Here is a 20,649-nt window from a genome sequence, read left to right on the forward strand (position 1 = left end):
GGTTATGAAAAGACTCAGATCACTATTTTGGGGAGCCTTGGGCCTCCTGTCCTGGGCCATTATGGCTGGTCCCGCGACAGTTGCGGCCGCGGAGTCAGCCTCGGTGCTGGTTTTCGGCGGAACCGGGCGGCTCGGGTCAGAAGTGGTTAAAGCGCTGCTCGAAGACAATCATCGTGTCATGGTGTTTGCCCGGCCGAGCTCCGCCAGGGAGCGGCTCGAGGGGCTTCCCGTCAGTTTCGTGGTCGGGGACGTGCTGGACTCGGGCCAGGTCACGCAGCGGGTTGCGGAAGCGTCGCCTGACGTGATTGTCGACGCGCTCGGACGAGGAGATGCTCCCGTGTCGTTCTATGCTGACAGCGCGCGAAACATCGCGCAGGCAGCGGCAGCCGCCGGGGTGCAACAGCTCATTCTGCATGGCTCGGTGGGTGCCGGCGACAGCGCTGAAGCGTATCCCAGCGGGCAGCTAAGCCGAATGCAGAAGCTGTTCGAAGCCAAGACCGCCGGCGAAAACGCGGTTAGAGACAGCGGGGTACCGTTCACGATTATCCGTCACCTGCGGCTGCTTCGGCACGGCGCCGGCCCGAGCGATGGCCTCGAGCTGGTTGCTGACGAGACTGTCGGAGGTACGGTCAGCCGCGCGGATCTTGGCGCGGTCACGCGGCAGTGTGTGCTTCAGGAGCGCTGCTACAACCAGATCCTGCACGCGAGGTCTGATCGCTAGCCACGCCCTGATCGACGCGGCTAGGCCGGCCGGCTATTTTTCGGTGCTGGCGCGGCAGCCGGTGGGGCAGCACTGTCCCGGCTGTTTCCCCCGCTTGAGCGCGCCGCTGTTGGCTTTTGCGGCGACGCCGCGATCGAGCAGCCGCTCGACGAGCTGCTGGCGTTCTTCCAGCGGGTAGTTGCGGTAGATCTCACGCTTCATGGCCTGTGGCGAACCGCCGCCGTGCAGACTGATCACCGAATACCATCCGCCGGTATCGGAAGCCGTCAGGTCCTGGATCATCCGCGCAACGTCCATCCGCTGCGTGTAGGGCACATCGGGCCTCCCCCGCAGCAGCGTATCCAGATCTCCGGCCACCGCAGGGTTGTGGTCCTCTTCCGGTCCCGGCAGGGCGACCACCAGGCCGCCTGAAACGTCGTGGGCGAGCCGCTGCATGTCGTAAATCTGCGTCGCCAGAAGGAGTTTGCCGACGTTGGCGTAAACCGGTTCGGGCTGCCAGCTGCCTGCCGGATCTTCGATACCGTAGACCGATGACGCCACCCCGCAGGCGAAAAACCCTTCGACAATCTTGATGAGCTCAACCAGATCTTCCCGGATATGCTGCACCCGGGACGGGTCGAGACCGTTGGCCTCCGCCATCAGCACACCGGCGCCGATCAGCAGGTCGCCGAAGCCGGCGCGGGCGCCGATGCAGCTGTGTCGATGGTGGGCAGCGTAGGCCGTGACAAGCTTCTCGGTGTGTTGCCAATGTCCGTCGAGAAAGACTTTGGCATCGGGCACAAACACCTTGTCGAAAAATGCCACGGCGGTCGACTGGCCGAATTTGGCGCTGAATTTGGCGGCCGCCTCACCGGGCCGTCCCGCGGGTCGGGTCACCAAAGTCAGACCCTCTGCATCCACAGGCACCGCGCAGCACAGGGCGTAGTCCGCGTCAGCCTCGGCCATCGTGCGGCAGGGCATGACGAGCAGTTCGTGCATATAAGGCCCGCCCGTAATGATCGCCTTGACGCCGGAAATCACGATCCCGTCCGCGCGGCGTTCTACGACCCGGACATAGCTGTCCGGCGTGCTTTGCGCATGAGGATGGAGCCGTCGATCGCCTTTGCCGTCCGTCATCGCCACGCCCAGCGTTAGGTCTTCATCCTGCACCTGGTGCAGATATTCAAGAAATCGCTGGTGGTGGCCTTCCTCGCTGTTGGCCTGCTCATCCATCGCCCAGGTGGCCTGGTAGAGGGCGTTGAGCGCGTCATGGGTCAGATAGCGCTGCGCGCAGCCGCTCTCCCGACAGACCAGCCGCACGGCCTCAAGCTTGGCCAGGAGATCCTCACTGTGGCGATTGACGTGAAGCATGCGATTGACGGTTTTGCCGCTGGTGTTCTGTTTGGCCAGCATCAGCGCCTGGGCGTCGGTGCAGTGCGCGAGGTCATACGTCACGCCCACGGCGGCAATGCCGGGGGCCAACCGGGGATCGTCAGCGACGCTCGTCACCCGCTCACCCTGGCAGTAGACCCTGGGCGAATAGCGGCGCAGGCTCTCTCGGTAGTCGGCGGCGGTCATCAGCATCAGCGGATCCTCAGGGCCTGCGCCAGCGGCTCCAGCGAAGGGAGCTCGTCCAGGCGCAGCACGAGCTCGCGGATCTCTTCCGCCTGGGCGGCGCTGATCGCGCGCGTTGCGTTGGCCATAAACTTCTCGATGACCTCGTCCGCCGTAATCGGATTTTCGCGGGCGCCGCGATTCACCGGTTGACGGTGCTGCAGCAGACGCCCGTCCTTCAGCCGGATCTCCAGCGCACCGCAGTATTGTTTGGGGTAGGTTGAATCCGGGTCATCGCGATAGCCCACACGGTCGGCGAGGGTGAGTATGTGCGGATCCTCATACGCCTCCGCCGAGAGCTCCTCGAGCGTAAAGCGGCCCTGCAACAGGCACGCGGCAATCAGGTAGTGGATGCTGAACTGAGCCTCGTACGAGCTGGCGGGACGCCGCTTGGCCGCCTCCGGCTCGCAGACTACGTTGACCTGCTTCGGGTGGATGAGCGCGGTCACCGAGTCGATTTGGTTGGGATCAAGGTTGTGCTCGTCACGCAAGGCCAGGGCACAATCGGCGAACGCATGGTTGAAGTGACAGGCCGGATAGGGTTTGAAGGCCACGTCCAGCAGTTCCCACGCTTGCCCCAGCTCCGAGAGGATTTGCTCGGGGTCTACGCCGTGGTGCTCACCCAGGTGCAGGTTAAACAGCGAATGCCTGCCCTCGTACGCCGTGGTTGGGCCGAGAAAGCCGGCACCCGCGAGGCTTGCCGCGGTCAGGCCACAGACGCCGGCCCAGCCGGGATGCATGCGCTTGGTCCAGTCGCCGGCGCTGAGAAACTCCAGGTTGCCGGCCGCCATGCTGAGCGCCACGCCCTGGGCGCGGGCGAGCTGCTCAGCGTCGAGCCCGCTGAGGTAACCGGCGGCGATGGTGGCGCCAAAAGTACCCACAAGGCCGGTAGGGTGGTGGCCTCGCTGCTGAAATCGTCCTTCAGCGAGCTTGCCGATCCGGGCGTCGCACTCCACCGCCAGCACGTAGGCTGCCAGTGCACGCGCGCCGCTTGCCCGCGCCCTCAAGCCAGCTCCCAGCGCCAGAGGCCAGGCGCTGGCCGTGCAGTGCACCACGCTGCCCGCATGGGTGTCGTCATAATCCAGGCCGTGGACCAGGATGCCGTTGAGCAGCACCGCGTCGCGCAGCGGCAGCGTCTGTTTATGGCCGATAACCGGGTAATCGCCTTCGCTGTCCGCCAGCGCCTGAATGCCGTTAGCGGCGGCGCTGGCGAAATCAAAAGTACCGGATGCCAGCGCGATACCGCAGGCGTCCAGGATGCACAGACGAGCATGCTGCACGACGTCGTCCGGCACGCCGGCAAGGTTGAAGGTCAGGGCAAAGTCGGCGAGACGGTCCGCGACGGTGGCTGCCGTGGACGATTCTGCGGGTTTGAGAACGGCGCTCATGGCCTGCGCGCTCCTGGCTAGAGAACTCGTTTGGAGTTTACTTTAAAATGTCCGGACATTATACGGAGCCCCGCCATGAAGCCTCTTGAAGGTCTACGGGTACTGGATATCGCCACCTATATCGCTTCTCCCTACTGCGCCACGCTGCTGGCCGAGTTTGGCGCCGAGGTGATCAAGATCGAGCTGCCAGGCAGCGGAGAGCCGATGCGAAACTTCGGCACGCGCACCGCCTGCGGGGAAACGCTCGTGTGGCTGAGCGAAGCCCGCAACAAGAAATGCATCACGCTGAACCTCAAGAAACCCCGCGGCCAGGAGCTGTTCCGGCAGCTGGCGGCGGAATGTGACGTGGTCTGCGAAAACTTTCAGACCGGCACGCTAGAAGGCTGGGGAATCGGGTATGAAACGTTAAAGGCCATCAATCCGGGGCTGGTGATGCTGCGGGTCACCGGCTATGGCCAGACCGGACCCTATGCCGGGCGGCCCGGCTTCGGTCGAATCGCCAACGCGTTCGGCGGCATCAGCTTTCTTGCCGGTGAACCCGATGGGCCGCCGGTGACCCCCGGTTCAGCCACGCTGGCCGACTACATGACCGGGCTCTATGGAGCGCTCGGCGTGATGATGGCGCTCCGGGCGCGAGATCTGACGGGCGAGGGGCAGGTGGTTGATCTGGGGCTCTACGAATCGGTATTTCGCATCCTCGACGAACTCGCTCCGGCTTTTGACCAGGAGGGATTCGTCCGCCAGCGGATGGGCGCGGCGACGGTCAACGTTGTCCCCCATAGCCACTACCCGACGCGCGACGATCGCTGGGTTGCCATCGCTTGCACCAACGACAAGATCTTTGCGCGGCTGGCGGGCGAAATGGGCTGTTCCGAGGTTGCCGGTGACGGGCGGTTTGGCACCATCACGCGGCGCGAAGCGGCCCGGGACGCGGTGGACAGCCTCGTTACCGACTGGACCCGGTCGCTGACACAAAGCGAAATAATCGATCGCTGCGAGGGAGCGCAGGTTCCCTGCGGGCCGGTCTGCGCAATCGACGAAATTTTCGACGACCCGCAGTACGCGGCCCGCGAGAACATCAAGCGCGTTGCTGACCCCCGCATCGGCGAGCTTGCGGTGCCTAACGTGGTGCCGCGGCTTACGGGCACCCCGGGCGCGGTCGACTGGCTGGGACAAAGCCTAGGTCAAAGCAACGCCCTGATCTACGGTGAGCTGCTGGGTCTGACCGAGGCTGAGCAGCGCGCGCTTTCCGAGGAAGGCGTGATTTGAGGATGGTGCGGCAACCCTTTACTGGGTTGCGTGCATAGCTGTTGCGACAAGCTGACGTCTAATACTGACCAGTACACTTGACTCTCACCAGCCCGTTGGCAAAGATATTGCCTGACGGTGCCACGCTTGTCGTGGTTAAAAGGGAACCCGGTGCAAAACCGGGGCTGTACCCGCAACTGTAAGCCGGCAGCTGAAGGCCACGTAGCCACGGGAGACTTATCTCCGGGAAGGCGGCCTCCACCAGCGTTTATCGGCGAGCCAGGAAACCTGCCGTCATGTCGTTCGCCCAGGGTCCGGGATCAGACCATTGGGGGGGAATCCGCCATTTCGGCTTTCTTTGTAGCGACAACCGATTGACCACGATTGGTCGGGCCGCCCGCCCTGGCTTCTGCCAGCGCGGCCTGTTTGTTGCTGATTTCGCACCCCCGCCGCGGGCGGCCGGGACTGCGGTGGAGAAATGCCGTGAACCATCATTTCAACGATTCGCTTCGTGTTAGCCGGAGTGATCGCCAACCTTTTGTCGCTGATCGTCAGACCGATTCCTTGCTGCGGCCACCGTTGCCAGGCGTCCTTCAGTGGATCTTCGGCGCATTGCTGGTGCCGGTAGCAGCCGTTGCCCAGGACGAGCCGACAACCGTCGACCTCGGGCAGGTAGTGGTGACTGGCAGTAATCTGCCCACCGAAACCTCTGAGCTCGGGCGGTCAATTACGGTCCTCGACCAGGAAGACATCCTGGCTTTGGGTGTCGAATACGCCGCTGATGTCTTTCGCTTTGTGCCCGGGGTAGCAGTGAGCAGAACCGGTGGCTACAGCGGTTTGACCCAGCTGCGCCTGCGGGGTGCGGAGGGTAACCATGTCCTGGTGCTCATCGACGGCATCGAAGTCGCTGAGGCCGGCGGCGGGGAGTTTGATTTTTCTTCGCTCCTCGCTCGCGATATCGAGCGAATCGAGATCCTGCGAGGGCCGCAAAGCGGGCTCTACGGCTCCAACGCGCTGGCGGGTGTCGTTCATATTCGAACCCGGCGCGCGACGCCTGGCCTTGAGCTTGGCGGTACCGTAGAGGTGGGTGAGAACTCGAGCCGCCAGGCTTCCGTATCGATCGCCGGTGGCAGTGAGGAGCTGCACGGGCGCTTGAACTGGATCTACCGTAGCTCCGAGTTTGACGTCTCCGAAGACAACTCGCTGATCGGGCGCGAGGATGACCAGGACCTGAACCGCACCGTGTCCGGCCAGCTGTCCTGGCTGGCGAGCAGCGCTCTGCGCTTTGATCTTCTCGGCCGGTTTACCAATCGCCATGCCGATACCGACGGCTTTGACTTCAGCGGTGGCCCGCTGCAGGGTCTGCCGGTCGATAACGACGGCAGCAGCAAGACCGAAGACCTGACGCTGGGCCTGTCGGCGAATCTGACGCTTGCCGGCGGTCGCTCGGAGAGCCGGCTGAGCTTCGAGTACACGGACAACGAAACGGTTGGCACCGGCTTCGGCAGCGAAGCCTCGCGAGAGCAGATCCGTGCCCAGACCACCTGGCTGTGGCAGGACCGCTTCGACCAGCGCACCACGCTGTTTCTCCAGGATGAGCAGGAGGAGTACCGCAACACTCAGCCTTTTGATCCCACGCAAGTCCCGACGCAAACTCGGGACCTGACGGGTTTTGGGCTGGAGCATCGAGCGGCGATTGACGATACCTGGTTTCTCGGCGCGACGATTCGCCGGGACGACAACGATCAGTTCGAAGACGTCACCACCTTCTCCGCTGACGCCGCGTGGAAGATCGCCAGCACCGGCACGCGCGTCCACGCCAGCATCGGCACCGGGGTTACCAACCCGACGTTCTTCGAGCAGTTCGGCTTTACCCCGGGGCAGTTCAAGGGCAACCCGAACCTCGAGCCCGAGGAGACCACGGGTTGGGATCTGGGTGTCGAGCAGCAGTTTCTGGACGGCGACCTGGTCATGGACCTGACGTATTTCGACGCGGATCTGGAGAAAGAGATCGTGTCGTTTTTCGACGTGACCGACTTTCTCTCCACGTCTATCAACCAGGATCAGGACAGCGAAAGAAGCGGCGTGGAGTTCGGCTTTGACTACTCACCCGAAGCGCCGTGGCGGGTGTCGGGGACTTTCACCCACATCGACGCCAGCGAACCTGCCGGCACCGAAGTTCGACGACCCGAAAACACCGCAAGCTTGACGGGTAGCTACGTGTTTGCGGATAACCGCGCCAGCGTCACTGCCAACCTGTTCTACAGCGACAGCCAGCTGGACAACGATTTTCGAAACTTCTTTGTGATCTTCGCCGCGGAACGGACCGAGCTCGACAGCTATTTTCTGCTCAACCTCAACGGCAGCTACCGCATCACGCCGCAGATCGAAGCATACCTCCGGATCATCAATGCTCTCGACGAGGACTATCAGGAGGTGCTGGGTTACGAAACGCCCGGTCGAACGGCTTTTGTCGGACTGCGATTCGATCTTTGACGTCACTGGGGATCACAACAGCAGCCCAAGTTACCTGTTTGCATGTCGCCATCGCTAAGGTGGGTCACAGGCAAGTCATTTCTTTTCGTTAGTGGGGTCAAACGGGACAGGAGGTCCCGTTTGACCGCAATCAGTGAAACTTTTCCCCCGCCATCGGGCCGTCTTCGTCGTCGATGACCAGATCGCGTCGAACTGAGCGCCCCAGCAGTTTGGCGCAGAGCATAAAGTCGTTTTCTGCCGCCTTCTTCACCTGATCTACGAGCTGGCTGCCGCCGCGCTGCTCCGTGCCGATGCTCGCGCTGTAAGTGGCGTAGGCGTGCAGCTGCCCGATCCGCAGCTCGATAGCGTATTCACAGACCAGCAGCTTGTCGCTCCGATCATCTTCCTCCCATTCCGCGTAGGCCAGCCGACAGAGACCGTCGGGTGAGTCCACAACCACGCTGTCCAGCTCAAAGGCACTTGGCGCGGCCGGCCCGTCCATCAGCTCAAAGGTATGGGCGTGACCCAGAAATAGACGGCCGATTTGGTCAGCCGTGAGGTGGATCGTCACGCGGTCGTTGAGGCGGTCGGTCATGGTTTGTGCTCCCGGGCCAGATACTCATGGGACTGCATTTCGGTCAGCCGGCTTAACGTCCGACGAAACTCAAACGCCAGCCGTTTTCCCTGGTAAATCCCGGCCGGTTCGACCGCCGCCGAAACGATGAGATTTACGTTGCGATCATACAGTTCATCAATCAGGTTGATAAAGCGTCGTGCCGGGTCGTTCATGCCGTCGGCGAGAGCCGGTACGCCGCTCAGGATGACGGTGTTAAACCGTCGGGAAAGCTCGATGTAATCAGCGCTGCTGCGGGGCTCCTCGCAGAGCTCGGCGAACGTGCACCAAACGATGCCTTCGGTGCAGGCCACGACACCCACCTCACGGCGATTGATCCTGAGGGTGGTCGTGCGGTGGATCTGCCCCGGCGCCAGGTCTCTCAGCGCCTGCTCGAGGCTCGCGTCAGCCTCGTCGCCCAGCGGCCAATGGTAGATCTTCGCTTGCGTGAGAATCCGCAGCCGATAGTCGGTTTCTCCATCGACATTCAGCACTTCGGTATGGCGCTTCAGCAGCTCGATTGCCGGCAGAAACTTGGCGCGCTGAAGTCCTTCCCGATAGAGGCCGTCCGGCTCAATGTTAGACGTTGCAACGAGCACCAGCCCGCGCTCAAACATCGCGTCCAGCAGCCCGCCGAGGATCATTGCGTCTGCGATATCCACGACAAAAAACTCGTCGAAACACAGCACGCGAGCCTGGCTTATCAGCTCGTCGGCAACCGGGATCAGGGGATCGGCCGTGCCCGCGTGGACGCCGAGGCGCTCATGGACGTCTTCCATGAAGCGATGAAAGTGAACGCGTCGTCGGCTGGCGATGGTCAGACACTCGTAGAACGTGTCCATGAGGTAAGTCTTGCCGCGGCCAACGCCACCCCAGAGGTAGAGCCCCTTGGGAGCTTCAAGCGTGCGACCCAGCAGCCGGCTGAGCAGCCCCGGGCGATCTTGCTCGACCTCCAGCGCTTGAAACAGCTGATCCAGACGCTTCACGGCCTCCAGCTGGGCCGGGTCTTCGGTGAAGCCTCGGTTTTTGATGTCGTCCTGGTAGCGCCCCCAGGGGGTTTCACTCATCGGTCGGTGAGGTCCAGCTGTCGCTTGATGCCATTTTTCAGAACCCCTCGGAGATCCATCAGGCGCCGATGAAACTCGTGATCAGCGTCTTCCATCGGGATGAACTGGATATCACCGGGCAGCTCCTGGGCCCAGCTGTACACCGCGTCAGGCACGACGCACTCGTCCGTATCACCCTGCACGATCATCCAGGGGCATTCGGCGCGGGGCAGGGGGCTGAAGTCAAACTGATCGATCAGCGGCGCAACGCTGGTGAGATGCTGGGGCATGACGCTGGGGGCCGCTCGCGCCGTGACGTACGCGCCGAAACCATAGCCGGCCAGCCAGAGGGGCAGGTCAGGCTGCACATGACGGCTCCATTGGCATACCGCCAGCAGATCTTCCGATTCGCCAAACCCGCGGTCGAAGTGCCCTTCGCTTTCGCCGACGCCACGAAAATTGAGGCGAATAGTGTGTGCACCCAGTTCGCGCAGCGAGCGCTCCATCATCTGCACTACCTTGCTGTGCAGGCTTCCGCCCTCGGCGCTGACCGAATGGCAGATGACCGCTACGGCGCGGGCCGGCCCGCCCTCCGCTACGTCGAGCATGACCTCCAGCCGGCCGGCAGGACCTTTAAGAGACGCCCCACGCTGTTCGGCGGGAAAATGATCGGGGTTTTCGAGGTCGGTGGCGCTCATGGCGTGGATGATAGCGGTACCGTCAGGCTGCCGCTACGGGGGCCGGCAGCGTTGCGCACAGCACCAGGGCGCGACCACCGCCGCTGACCCGCATACCGTGGGGTTGGTCCGCACGGAACGTCAGGACGTCACCGGCTGCCAGCGTGACCATCTCACCGCTGGCCGTACAGATGATCTCTCCCTGTACCACGTGACAGCAGCACTGCGATCCAGGGCTCCCGGCTCGCCGGCGCAGATTGGCGGCGGGCTTGAGTTCGATCCGTTCGAGAGCAAAGCCGACCAGCGGCTCGGGCAGCAGATCGACCACCGTGGCCTTGCCCCCCGACCGTTCCCGGCTCGCAAGCCGATCAGCCGGCACGTGCCGCAGGGCGTTCGGAGGCATCGCCAGCAGGGCCTCGATGCCCACCTGCAGCGCGGCGGCGACCCGGGCCAGGTTGTTCAGAGACGGGTTGCCGGCCCCGGACTCCATGTGGGTGACCGTCGAACGGGGGATGCCGGCGCTCTGCGCCAGCTGGGCCTGCGTCAGGCCGCGAGCGGTTCGAAGGTGCGTGAGGTTCGATGAGAGGTTGTGAGCAAGTTCTGCCATGGCGCGTAAAATAGCAAAAATGACCGATCCCCTATATCGCGCCCCGTTTCCGTGAACTACCTTGCGCACGTGGTGCTGTCAGGCCCGGACCCCCAGTGGCAGCTCGGGGGCTATCTGGGCGACCACGTTCGGGGTCGCGGCTGGGCGGACTTTCCGACCGGCATGGCGAGTGGGATCCTGCTGCACCGGCAGATTGACGTCTATACGGACGCCCATACGGCATTTGCCGCGGCCCGGCAGCGGCTCGATCCGGCCTTTCGGCGTTATGCCGGGATCCTGCTGGACATGTTCTTCGACCACTTTCTGGCGGGATCTTTCGACCAGCTCACCGGCCGAAACCTAAGCGTTTTTGCGGGGGTTACCTACGGCAATCTGCGCGCCCACTGGCACGTGCTGCCGCCCAGCCTGCAGCGTTTTGCGAGGTACCAGGAGCGTCACAACCTGCTGACCAACTATGCGGACGAGGCGTGTCTGGCGCAGGTGCTCAAGGCGGTTTCGGGCCGTTTTAAGCGAGCCAATCCGCTCGCCGAAGGCCTGGGTCAGCTGCAAAAAAATCGGTCTGACCTGGAGGCGTCGTTTCTGGAGCTGTTTAAGGACCTGCAGGCGTTTGCGATACAGCGGCGCGAGGCCCTGAGCGCAGAAAATCCTATTCGAACAGCCAGCCCGTAATGGAATACCGTCCCTGCCGCGCATAGCTGGCCACCTGGGACACAAAGTGATCCTGCGGCACGCGAAAGATGTTTAGACCATTGAAGCTGGGCGTCAAAGCGCCGTGGCTGACGCCGTCGCGAACAAAGTGCAGCAGCCCGCCCCAGTCTGGCTCCCACTCCTGAGTCAGATTCATGACGTAGGCAAAGCGGCGCTCTTTGCCGCTGTAGGTGTCGTCATGCGTCCTCAAGAAGTGGCCGGGTCGATAGAGGCAGGCGTGGGCGTCCGCCCGCTTGAGATTGGTGTTGCCCGTGAGCGTCTGCCAAAACGCCAAGGACTCGGGAGCCGCAAGCCACTGCGCCCACGCCGCGCAGAAAGTGACTTGCGCCGGCAGCACGTCTCGACGCATATAGGAAAATGAAAAGCCTGCCCGCGCCTGCCGACGCAGGTTTTCCGCAATCGCCGCCTGCTGCGCCGCGGGCATCTCTCTTAGCTCGGTAGCGCTGATGGCCAGCGGGCCGCTCCGGCCGGTGACCGCCAGATCCCAGTCCTTTTCTGCGGCGAGTTCGGCCGCCAGCTGCGCGGCGCTGGATGGCGAGAGGAAAGGGGCAAGCTGGGCAAAACCGTTGTCCGCTAGCTGCTGACGCGCGGCGTCAACAGCAAGGTCAGAGCAGACCTCAATCACAGGCGAAAATCGACAACCATGGGGTCGTGGTCGGAGCTGCGCACCGGATCCGACTTGAACAGACCTTCGGGCCGGTTGCCTTGGCGGTAATCCAACCAGGCCGGGAAGTCTGCGTTGACGTGCCAGTAGCTTGCCGCGGCAATCCGCCCGGACAGCGCTCGGCCTGCGAGGGCCTGGTCGAGCGAACCGGCGGCGCCTCGGAACACGTAAGAGTACTGGGGCTCACGGCGGGACACCGCAGATCGAAAGCCACGTCGCGTCAGGGCCTGCACCGGATCTTCCCGGGAATAAGCGTTGAAGTCGCCGATCAGCAGCGTTTCGCTCGCGTTGAGTTCGGATTCATCGTCCAGCCAGTCGGCGATTGCCTCCGCAGCCTCGACGCGTTTGGGATTCCAGCAGCCCTGGCCGTCTCGCTGGTCAGCGTACTTGCCGCTGGCCTCACCACAGCCCTTGGACTTCAGGTGCAGCGAAACGACGGCCAGTGACCGTCCGCTGTCGAGGTGCCGGAAGGTCTGCGCTAAAGGCGGTCGGTTGTAATACTCGAAGGGTCCATCCAGCTTGGTGTGGGCGTCCCCGACCGGAGCAACGACGTCGCTGGCGTACATCAGGCCTACCGCAATCTGGTCACCGCCGCGTTGCCCGCCGGGCCAGCCGATGGTTTGGTACGCTCTGCCGCTCGCTTCACTGAGCGCCTGCGCCAGGTCAGCCGCGGCGCTGCCGGGATCGGTCCCGTCGTTTTCCAGCTCCTGCAGCGCCAGGATATCGGCGTCCAGCGCCGTTAAAGCGGCCACCAGCTTGCGCTGCTGACGCAGGTACTCGGCTTCGGTTCTAGCGCCCCGGGTGGTCGGAAAACCGCCGCCGCGGCCGTTCCCGTTAAAGAGGTTGAGCACGTTGAAGCCAACCACCCGAAGAGAGCCTGCCCGCGCCGGCGCGGCCGGGGCCGCCCGAGGCTGAGTTGGTTCGGGCGTGACCGTTTCGGTCAATCGCAGCCGATAGCCGCCACGGTGATCCAGAACGCCGGTCAGGTTGCCCACCTTCTGACCCATGGCGGGCAGGCGGCTTCGGCCGTTTGGCCACCAGCTGATCTCCGACAGGTCGCGTCGATCGGAGAGATCGTCCAGCGCTATCGACCGGCGAAGGTTGTTGACGCGCATCTCGCTGGCGATGCGGCCGGGCTCGGCAACCTCGGTCGGCGACAGCAGACGGCCGCCCGCGGCGACCACGGCCTGACCGGAACCGCCGAACCAGGTGACGCCGCTGAACCGCATGTCGCTGGTTACGGTGATCAGCATCCCCTCCAGGCTCTCGATATGTCGTCCGCGAAGCGGCAGAAAAACCGGGCTGGGGGCCGGTACGACCGCGTCTCCGCAGGCCTCGAAGCGGCGGCTTTCAACGGCCGTCAGGGTCTTGTCCAGCTCGGTGACCGTGCCGGCCACCCGCACGCGATCGCCGCTGTCGGCCTCGACGCCGACGGCGAACAGGGCATCGGAGGTTTGCGGATCGTTATCCGGGGCAGCGCTCTGGAGAAACACACCGCTGATGCGGTTCTCCTCGTCGCGCTGGACTGCCGTCACGACGCCCTCGACGATCACCTGCTGACCGACAAGCTCGCTCCGGGGTTTGCTGCCTTGGATTTGTCCGATCGTGCTGGCCGGGTCGCCACAGACCAGTGGCGCCTGGGTCTGGCAGCCGCCCAGCATCAGGAGCAGGCCGAGGCCGGCCGCTTGGAGGGCCCGCAAGGTGGGGCTTACTGAAGCTGGTCGACCATCCATTGCACGGTGACGCGAACCTGCTCATCGCTCAAGTCCATGCGCCCACCGCGAGCGGGCATCAGGCCGGCATCACCCTGATAGCCTTCGATGGCGTGCTGGACCAGGGTGTCCATGCCTTGGGCGAGCCGAGGCTCCCAGGCGGCACTTTCGAGCTTCGGTGATCCAGCGACGCCGCTGGTATGGCACGCGGCGCAGACGTTGTCATAAATCAGTCCGCCGTCGGTAGACCCGTCGAACGCCAGCGCGGGCGCCGCTGCGGCGGCGGCTGCTTCTGCAGCGGCCCTGGCGGCGGCACCGGTTTCGCCGGCGTAGACGTCACCGACGGGTGCGATGCGCGCTTCCAGCGCCGCAACCTTATCGGGGTTATCCGGCCGTGACGTCAGCTTGTTCAGCTGAATTGCCGCCAAAATCACCACCACGGTGAACACCGCTAGCCCAGCTATCAGCAGGGCAAAGTTTTTCATGAATATCTGATCTTGCTCGCTCACCGCGGTGACCCTTAAACCCAAAAAAAATCCGCGTGATTATAGCGGTCCGCCTGCGCCCTGTCTTCCGTACTGTGAGGTCGGGCGCTGCTGGCTGTGCAGCGTGCGACAAAGTAAACTGGCCCGCTCCGCAGAACTGCGGATTTAGTCCGGTAGCTGTGGCGACAGCCGCCGGCCCAGTCGAGGGTGGAATTCATGCGACCTGTTCAGCAGGCGGATCAAGATAAGGCGATCTGATGGCGCGCAACCGCACTGACGCGCTGGTCATCGGGGCCGGCGCGGTGGGTCTTTCCTGCGCGTACTTTCTCAACCGGGCAGGTCTGAGCGTGCAGATCCTCGAGCGCCGCAAGGTGGGCGCCGGCACCTCGTTTGGGAACCTGGGTTTGATCACGCCGTCCCACGCCAAGCCGCTTCCGGGGCCGGGTGTACCGCTCAAGACCCTGAAATCCCTGTTCGATCCGACCGGCAGCTTCCACGTTCGGCCCCGCGCGGATGCGGAGCTGCTCCGGTGGATGCTCGGCTTCACCAAAAACTGCAACAAAAAGCAGCACGACTACATTGCCGCGGCACGCCGGCAGCTGATGGCCAGCTCCCGGGAGCTCACCGAAAAGCTGGTGCTCGGGGAAAAGCTCGACTGCCAGTTCAACGATGGCGGGCTGATGATGCTGGCGATCAGTGACGCCGGAATGGCTGATTTGAGCGCGCTGGGCAGTTCACTGAAGGAGCTGGCGGTGGAGTCCAGCGAAGTCGACGGTGAGGGGCTGCGCGAGGCTGAACCGTCTCTGCGCAAGAACGTCCTGGGTGGACTCTGGCTGCCTGGAGATGCGTCGCTGCGACCCGATCGATTCACCGCCGAGCTCAACTGGGCCTGCCACAAGCGCGGCGTGCAGCTTCAGGAAGACTGCGAGATCAAGGCGCTCAACACCGACGAAGGCAAGCTTGTTTCCGCGTTTACGGACCGCGGCACCTACGAGGCCAGTCACTTTGTCATGGCGGCGGGCGTTTGGACCCCTGAGATTGTTAAGTCGCTCGGCCTGCGCGTGCCGATTCAGGCGGGTATGGGGTATTCCCTGACCAGCGTTCGGCCCGATCCGTGTCCGTCGTTTCCGCTTTTGCTGCACGAGGCGGGAATGGCCGTGACGCCGTTTGAGGACACCTACCGGATTGGCGGCACGATGGAGTTTGCCGGACCGGACGCCGCGCCCAACCCGAAGCGATTTATGGCGCTGATCGAGGGCGCGCAGCGCTATCTTTCCGATCCTCTGGGGACAGGTGAACCCGAAAAATGGCATGGCTATCGGCCGATGACCCCGGATGACCTGCCGCTCATTGGGGCGGTTCCCAAGCTGCCGAACCTCTATTTCTCCTGCGGTCACAACATGATGGGAATGAGCATGTGTGTGGCCAGCGGACGCCTCACCGCGGAGCTGGTCACCGGCCGCAAGCCGCACGTCGACCCGGAGCCCTATCGGCCAGACCGGTTTCGCGGCATGCAGCTGTAGCCGGCCGCAACGCTCGGAATCCGGTCATCAATCCTCTAGGCGCTGAAGTTCGCCGCACCGTGGTGCTGGCGCTGCCGCTGATTATCGGCCAGCTGAGCAACGTGGGCATGTCGTTCATCGATGCCCTGATGGCGGGCCGGCTTTCGGCCGAGGCGTTGGCCGCGGTGGCAATCGGGGGAACGTTGTGGAACTCGTTCACGATCTTCCTGATCGGGACGCTGCTCGCAGTCCCTGCACTCATCTCGCAGCTCGACGGCGCAGGCCGCCGTGGCCGTATGGGTCGTCTGATTCGCCAGGCGCTGTGGCTGGCGGTCTGTTTAGGCGTGAGTATCACGGTGCTGCTTCATCCGGTGGCTCCGCTCCTGAGCCTGGTTGGGCTGGAGCCTGCCGTGCTCGATCAGGCTGTCGAATACGTCCGCGCGATCAGCTGGGGTGCACCCTTTCTGGGCGTTTACCTCGTGCTGCGTTACTTCAGCGATGGCCTCGGGCTGACCCGCCCCACGATGTACATCGGTCTGGCGGGGATGCTGCTCAACATACCCGCCGACTACGTCCTCATGTTTGGCGCTTTCGGCATCGAGGGCATGGGCGCGCGGGGCACCGGCTATGCAACTGCGCTGGTGCTAGCGTTTCAGTGCACCACGATGGCGGTGGTCGTCTTACGAGGTCGGGCTTATGCGGAGGTGGGTGTCTTTTCCCGCTTCGAGCGACCGGCCTGGCGGCGAATTTCCCAGATCTTGCGCCTGGGCTTGCCGGTCGGGGCCGCCATTTTTGTCGAGTCATCGATGTTTGTCGCCGCCACGCTGCTAATGGGTTCTCTCGGCACCATGACCTTGGCCGGACACCAGGTTGCGCTCAATTTTTCGGGGTTGATGTTCATGATTCCTCTCGGCCTCGGGCTGGCGATCACCGTACGAGTCGGCAATGCGGCCGGCCGGGGGGATCTCCCGGAAGCGCGTTTTCGCGGTATCGCCGGGCTGAGCGTGGTGCTTTGCACGCAGGTGTTTTCGGCGACCGTGATCTGGCTGTTCCCCGAGCAGATTGCCGGGCTTTACACGCAGGACGTTGCGGTGGCGAACATCGCCGTCACGCTGCTGTTTTTCTCCGCGATTTTCCAGCTGTCCGACGGGATCCAGGTCGCCGCCGCGGCCGCTCTGCGTGGGCTGAAAGACACGACCATTCCGATGATCATCATGATCGGGTCCTATTGGATGGTCGGGATCCCGCTTTCCTACTATCTGGGTATCATCGCGGGTCGATCCGGTTCCGGAATCTGGATTGGCCTGATTACCGGTTTGACGGTCGCTGCCGTTGCCTTGACGCTACGCTTTTTCGGCCTGACAAAATTGCAACCGCGCACGCGCCTGACATAAAGTCAGGGTATCCACTTCCACCCTGGGGCTATCCATGAAGCTTGTCACCGCCATCATCAAACCGTTCAAACTGGACGACGTTCGCGCCGCGTTGTCAGAAATTGGTGTGCAGGGCATGACGGTTACCGACGTCCAGGGTTTCGGGCGTCAGCGCGGACATACCGAGCTTTACCGAGGCGCTGAATACGTTGTCGACTTCGTCCCCAAGGTCAAAATCGAAATCGCTATCGCGAGCGATGTGGTCGAGCGGGTGGTGGACACCATCAAGACCTCAGCGGAAACCGGTAAGGTTGGGGACGGCAAAATTTTTGTCCTGGATCTAGTTCGGGCCGTGCGAATTCGCACGGGCGAGCTCGACGAGGACGCGCTTTAGTGAGCCGTGCTGGCCGCGTCAGCGAGCGAGGCTAGCTCCCGCCACAATGTTTGCCGCGGCTTCGCGATGGCGGCCAAAAAAGTGGCGTTCCGGGGCTCGGTAGAGCACGTAGACCGCCTCGCCCGATCGTTCCAGTCGCCAGCCCGTCAGCCGCCAGCGCACCCCTGACTCGTCCGTCATTGCCATGTCCAGCGCCACCCCGTTGGACGTTTCGGCCGCGTCCAGCAGCGTCAGCCTGCGTTCCGGTTCCAGCGCCCTGAATTCTGTTGCCGCATGCCAGAGGGTGTGCTGGCTGCTCGGGCACGGCAACTGCCGTGCGCTTGTTCCTCGCGGCGTGTTTCCCGCGCTCCAGACGTCAAGCCGCGTGAGGCCGGTGAGGTCAGGTGTCAGGACTAGCTGCCGGCCGGTTTTGAGCGCAACGCGCCAGTTTGAGGGGTGTTCAACCCGCAGCTTTCCCAAACGCGCTAGGCGCCCTTCGGCGGTTGTGGACGACACGACGTTCGGCGTTGGTGCACATTGCCCGGAGCGGCTCGGCAGCCGGTTGAGCACCCCGGGGAGGCTCGGCGGCTCCAGCGCCCGGTCGTCCGGCGGACTCGTGGCGCGGCGTTGGCTGATCATCCAGCGCCAGCGGGCTAGTTCCTCCGCCGAGAAGGGCTCAGCGTGGCGCTGCAGAAAACCGTCGGCACGGGCGATATTGTCCGTGGCCAGCAGCTGCTCGAGGGCGAGGCGCTGCAGCTTAAGGACGGGCTGGGCCAGCTCGCCCCAGCGCTCGCTGAACGGTGTTTTGGGTGCTGGCAAAGCCGGCTCCGCGCCGCGTTGCCGGGTACGGCGCAGCAGCTCGGGAATGGTGGCCGTGGTCAAACCAGCCCCCCGTAGCTTGTCCAGCGCCAGCTCGTCGGCCTCCAGCTCCAGGTGTTTGGACCGCGAAGGAAAGCCCGCGCGGACGTGCCTCGCAAAGTGACCCAGCGCCACGTGCGCCACCTCATGGGCGAGGACAAACTTCAGTTCCGAGGGGTTTTCGAGGTCCAGCAGCAGCCCGAGATTCAGCAGCACATCACCGCGCGGCAGCGCGCGCGCATTGGGTAACGCGTCGTCGATCAGCCGCAGCTCGAAGGGCTGATCGGGAAACCAGGCCTGCACCTTCCTCTCTGTCTGCCGCAGTTCAGCGGGCAAAGGCAGCATGCGTCCTTGGACCGCAAAACCCTCGACGATCCGGGCGGACAGCTCGACCATCGACAGCGCTGCATCGGGTGCCGGCTGCTTGGCCTCGTGTTCGGCTGTTGCCGTCGAACATCCGAATGCCAGCGCGACCCTTAGGATAGTCAAGGCGGTCGGCAGCTTCATCGCGCAGCGGCTCCTACCCGGTCCAGCAGCTGCTGGATGAGCGCCCCCGCACCCGCCTCGCTGACGCTGTCAGCCGCAGCCCAGCGTCCCAGCGTCGCGCTGCTGATATCGCCGTCGGGAACCTTCACCACTGTCAGGGTCAACCAGCTGGGTTGGCCGCCACCGAGCCTGCCGGTGAGGGTCCAAAGTTGTCGACATGAGTCGGGCAGGCCGCCGACATGGCCGATGCCGAGACCATCGAGTGATGTGTCTGGGGCCTGCTGCAGTAAGCCGGCGATATGTTCCAGGAGTGCACGCTGGTCTCGATCCAGCGCGATGGGCTCGCCGGCACAGGGTTGTGCCAGGCTAGCCTGGACCTGCTGATCGAAGCGCGCGTTCCGCGCTTGTGAGTCTGGTTTCGGGAGCGCGGTGCGTTCCGAGCGCCACCAGGACTGAACGTTGACCGCCGCCGCCGCCGCCGCTTCGCTGCGCGGCTTGGAACCCAAAACGACCGGTCCGCGCGCACAGCCAGCGGTGGCCAGCGCCAGGGTCAGAACCGGGCTCAAAAAAATGAGGCCTCTCATGTTTCCCAGTATAGGCACTAGGCTCACAGGTTTTTAACAAGCCTGGTGTTATGTTTTTAGGCCTTTTTTCGGAAGTAGAACGACATGCAGAAAGTCAAGGTTTTTGGTTTGATCCTTGCTTTAGCTCTGCTGAGCGGCTGTGCCGCCACGCAGCCGGCGGCAGACGGTGAGTCGGCCAGCCGTGAGCCGGTAGCCCGAAACACTCGCACCTACTGCCGCAGTGATGTCGAACGCACCGGTCAAAACGATATCGCGTCAGCGGTGAATCGATCGGCCTCGGCTGGCTCCAGCCGCTGCTAAAACGCTTTTAAAAGCGCCGGGCCGGCGCTATATGCACCGGCCCGGAGTCGTAGAAGCCGCACGGCCTACTAAAATCGCGTGCGTCGGTCGTAATCGGCCATGCGTCGATCCCAGTCTCGCAAAAACGGATCAGATTCCTCCGACCCGCCTCGCTGCTTGAGGACAAAAGCCCCGATCAGGTAGGCCGCCAGCGTCAGCAGAGGCCAGATAAACGCCAGGATGACTGTCACAACCCGCACGCCGAGCGTACTGAAGTTCAGCGTGTCGGCGACCGTCGCGCAAACGCCGCCAAGCCAAGCTTTAGGGTGACGACTGCTCATGCGGCGTTGTCTCCTCCCTCAGATCGGCCGGCAACCTTTTGCCTCAGCTCCGCTAACTCCGCTTCGATTCGGGGATCCTCGAGCTCCTCAGAACGGGTCTCGCGCTGAGGGACGACGTCGAAGGCTTCAACCCGCGCTTCCAGCTGATCCATCTGCACCTCGAGGCGCTCGAAGCGGGCGGAAACGTCCGCCAGCTTCCGATCCGCGGGGGAGGTGTAATGAAGGATCTTGGCAGGCTCTTGCTGCTGCCGCATCGTTTGCTGGCGCTTGCGCGCCTCCCCCAGCCTTTTTTCGAGACGCCGGATATCATCGTTCACCCGCTGCATGCCCTGTCCCGCCTGGGTGATTGCCATCTCACAGCGGTCTGCTTCTTCGGTCAGCTTGTGGCGGGAAGCGAGCGCCTCGCGCGCCAGCTCATCTCGGCCCTGGGCAACCGCCTGTTCCGCCCGTTCGCTCCACTGCTGTTGCTGGGCCAGGATGCCCTCGCGGCGGCGCTGAAAGCGCTTCTGCTCGCCCAGCAGATCAGCGGAAGCAGCGCGAGCCTCGCGCAGCGCGTCTTCCATCTCGCGAACCAGCGCGGCCAGCATCTTTTCCGGGTCTTCTGCGCGTTCCAACAGCGCGTTGACGTTGGCTGATACCACGTGGCGGAAGCGGGACATTGTGCTCATGGTGTTGTTTCTCCTGGGTAATCGTGTTCCCAGGAAGTTATTCAGAAAGCGTGCCAAAACCGCGGGCGTGAGAAAAAAACATAAAAAACAATCAGTTGTAGATCGGTTGGCTCGATGCACCGGTTGTCTTTGGTCAGATTCACCACAGGCCTCGGTCAGTTGCGCCAGGCTGAACCTGGCGCAGGGTGCAACACATAGTGACCTATGATGGTTGGTTCCTTCACAAGTGTCCGTCTAAACTTGCGCTG

Annotated in this window: 21 protein-coding genes and 1 riboswitch; of the genes, 8 read left to right on the forward strand and 13 right to left on the reverse strand. The window is 63.5% G+C overall.

Features of this window, described 5'->3' with window-relative positions:
* Positions 1-4: 4 nt before the first annotated feature.
* The gene (locus AAF358_01225) at positions 5-721 is read left to right on the forward strand and encodes an NAD(P)H-binding protein (protein MEM7704140.1); all 717 of its coding nucleotides are present in this window, start codon (positions 5-7) and stop codon (positions 719-721) included.
* Between the two features lie 33 nt (positions 722-754).
* On the opposite strand, the gene AAF358_01230 is transcribed toward AAF358_01225, so the two are convergent.
* Positions 755-2,284 (reverse strand): 4-hydroxyphenylacetate 3-hydroxylase N-terminal domain-containing protein, encoded by a 1,530-nt coding sequence (locus AAF358_01230; protein ID MEM7704141.1) that lies wholly within the window; start codon positions 2,282-2,284, stop codon positions 755-757.
* Positions 2,284-3,702, reverse strand: coding sequence for an MmgE/PrpD family protein (locus AAF358_01235; GenBank protein ID MEM7704142.1), 1,419 nt, complete (start codon positions 3,700-3,702; stop codon positions 2,284-2,286). Before AAF358_01235 ends, AAF358_01230 begins: the two co-directional genes overlap by 1 nt.
* 75 nt (positions 3,703-3,777) lie before the next feature.
* Between AAF358_01235 and AAF358_01240 the strand changes: the two genes are divergently transcribed.
* Positions 3,778-4,971: a CoA transferase gene (locus AAF358_01240; GenBank protein ID MEM7704143.1), complete on the forward strand. Its 1,194-nt coding sequence runs from the start codon at positions 3,778-3,780 to the stop codon at positions 4,969-4,971.
* A gap of 98 nt (positions 4,972-5,069) precedes the next feature.
* Positions 5,070-5,261: riboswitch (cobalamin riboswitch) on the forward strand.
* A 172-nt stretch (positions 5,262-5,433) separates the two neighbouring features.
* Complete coding sequence (locus AAF358_01245; protein MEM7704144.1) at positions 5,434-7,446, forward strand: TonB-dependent receptor; 2,013 nt, start codon at positions 5,434-5,436, stop codon at positions 7,444-7,446.
* A 130-nt stretch (positions 7,447-7,576) separates the two neighbouring features.
* Here the strand turns inward: AAF358_01245 and AAF358_01250 are convergent, their stop codons facing one another.
* The 4 genes from AAF358_01250 to AAF358_01265 are packed head-to-tail and all read right to left on the reverse strand — an operon-like array spanning position 7,577 to position 10,368.
* Positions 7,577-8,020, reverse strand: a complete 444-nt coding sequence (locus AAF358_01250; protein MEM7704145.1) for a hypothetical protein — start codon at positions 8,018-8,020, stop codon at positions 7,577-7,579.
* The gene (zapE, locus tag AAF358_01255; GenBank protein ID MEM7704146.1) at positions 8,017-9,105 is read right to left on the reverse strand and encodes a cell division protein ZapE; all 1,089 of its coding nucleotides are present in this window, start codon (positions 9,103-9,105) and stop codon (positions 8,017-8,019) included. The genes AAF358_01250 and zapE overlap by 4 nt, the downstream gene beginning before the upstream one ends.
* Positions 9,102-9,782, reverse strand: coding sequence for an alpha/beta family hydrolase (locus tag AAF358_01260; protein MEM7704147.1), 681 nt, complete (start codon positions 9,780-9,782; stop codon positions 9,102-9,104). Before AAF358_01260 ends, zapE begins: the two co-directional genes overlap by 4 nt.
* A gap of 22 nt (positions 9,783-9,804) precedes the next feature.
* Positions 9,805-10,368 carry a helix-turn-helix domain-containing protein gene (locus tag AAF358_01265; protein ID MEM7704148.1) on the reverse strand — a complete coding sequence of 188 codons (564 nt, stop codon included), beginning with the start codon at positions 10,366-10,368 and terminating at the stop codon, positions 9,805-9,807.
* A 51-nt stretch (positions 10,369-10,419) separates the two neighbouring features.
* Between AAF358_01265 and AAF358_01270 the strand changes: the two genes are divergently transcribed.
* Positions 10,420-11,037, forward strand: a complete 618-nt coding sequence (locus AAF358_01270) for an ACP phosphodiesterase (GenBank protein MEM7704149.1) — start codon at positions 10,420-10,422, stop codon at positions 11,035-11,037.
* Here the strand turns inward: AAF358_01270 and AAF358_01275 are convergent.
* The 3 genes from AAF358_01275 to AAF358_01285 are packed head-to-tail and all read right to left on the reverse strand — an operon-like array spanning position 11,015 to position 13,961.
* Entirely contained in the window at positions 11,015-11,701 is a 687-nt protein-coding gene (locus AAF358_01275) for a 2OG-Fe(II) oxygenase family protein (GenBank protein MEM7704150.1), read from the reverse strand. The two genes, AAF358_01270 and AAF358_01275, sit on opposite strands and share 23 nt — an antisense overlap.
* Positions 11,698-13,440 (reverse strand): ExeM/NucH family extracellular endonuclease, encoded by a 1,743-nt coding sequence (locus AAF358_01280; protein ID MEM7704151.1) that lies wholly within the window; start codon positions 13,438-13,440, stop codon positions 11,698-11,700. The genes AAF358_01275 and AAF358_01280 overlap by 4 nt, the downstream gene beginning before the upstream one ends.
* A gap of 8 nt (positions 13,441-13,448) precedes the next feature.
* The gene (locus AAF358_01285; protein ID MEM7704152.1) at positions 13,449-13,961 is read right to left on the reverse strand and encodes a c-type cytochrome; all 513 of its coding nucleotides are present in this window, start codon (positions 13,959-13,961) and stop codon (positions 13,449-13,451) included.
* Positions 13,962-14,194: 233 nt separating this feature from the next.
* On the opposite strand from AAF358_01285, the gene AAF358_01290 reads away from it, so the two are divergent.
* From AAF358_01290 to AAF358_01300, 3 genes are read left to right on the forward strand one after another with little or no spacing between them, the layout of a single operon-like run.
* Complete coding sequence (locus AAF358_01290) at positions 14,195-15,460, forward strand: FAD-dependent oxidoreductase (GenBank protein MEM7704153.1); 1,266 nt, start codon at positions 14,195-14,197, stop codon at positions 15,458-15,460.
* Between the two features lie 59 nt (positions 15,461-15,519).
* Positions 15,520-16,833: an MATE family efflux transporter gene (locus AAF358_01295; GenBank protein MEM7704154.1), complete on the forward strand. Its 1,314-nt coding sequence runs from the start codon at positions 15,520-15,522 to the stop codon at positions 16,831-16,833.
* Between the two features lie 34 nt (positions 16,834-16,867).
* Positions 16,868-17,206, forward strand: a complete 339-nt coding sequence (locus tag AAF358_01300) for a DUF3240 family protein (protein MEM7704155.1) — start codon at positions 16,868-16,870, stop codon at positions 17,204-17,206.
* A gap of 18 nt (positions 17,207-17,224) precedes the next feature.
* Here AAF358_01300 and AAF358_01305 read toward each other — a convergent pair whose 3' ends face one another.
* Both AAF358_01305 and AAF358_01310 read right to left on the reverse strand, forming a co-directional pair.
* Positions 17,225-18,550: a M48 family metalloprotease gene (locus AAF358_01305; protein MEM7704156.1), complete on the reverse strand. Its 1,326-nt coding sequence runs from the start codon at positions 18,548-18,550 to the stop codon at positions 17,225-17,227.
* Positions 18,547-19,095, reverse strand: coding sequence for a hypothetical protein (locus AAF358_01310; protein MEM7704157.1), 549 nt, complete (start codon positions 19,093-19,095; stop codon positions 18,547-18,549). The genes AAF358_01305 and AAF358_01310 overlap by 4 nt, the downstream gene beginning before the upstream one ends.
* 102 nt (positions 19,096-19,197) lie before the next feature.
* Here AAF358_01310 and AAF358_01315 point away from each other — a divergent pair, with 102 nt between their 5' ends.
* The gene (locus tag AAF358_01315; protein MEM7704158.1) at positions 19,198-19,413 is read left to right on the forward strand and encodes a hypothetical protein; all 216 of its coding nucleotides are present in this window, start codon (positions 19,198-19,200) and stop codon (positions 19,411-19,413) included.
* Between the two features lie 68 nt (positions 19,414-19,481).
* Here the strand turns inward: AAF358_01315 and AAF358_01320 are convergent, their stop codons facing one another.
* Positions 19,482-19,733: a PspC domain-containing protein gene (locus AAF358_01320; GenBank protein ID MEM7704159.1), complete on the reverse strand. Its 252-nt coding sequence runs from the start codon at positions 19,731-19,733 to the stop codon at positions 19,482-19,484.
* Entirely contained in the window at positions 19,730-20,401 is a 672-nt protein-coding gene (locus AAF358_01325) for a PspA/IM30 family protein (GenBank protein ID MEM7704160.1), read from the reverse strand. Before AAF358_01325 ends, AAF358_01320 begins: the two co-directional genes overlap by 4 nt.
* Positions 20,402-20,649 lie beyond the last annotated feature (248 nt).

This window comes from Pseudomonadota bacterium (genome assembly GCA_039033415.1).
Taxonomy (GTDB): Bacteria; Pseudomonadota; Gammaproteobacteria; order Xanthomonadales; family SZUA-38; genus JANQOZ01.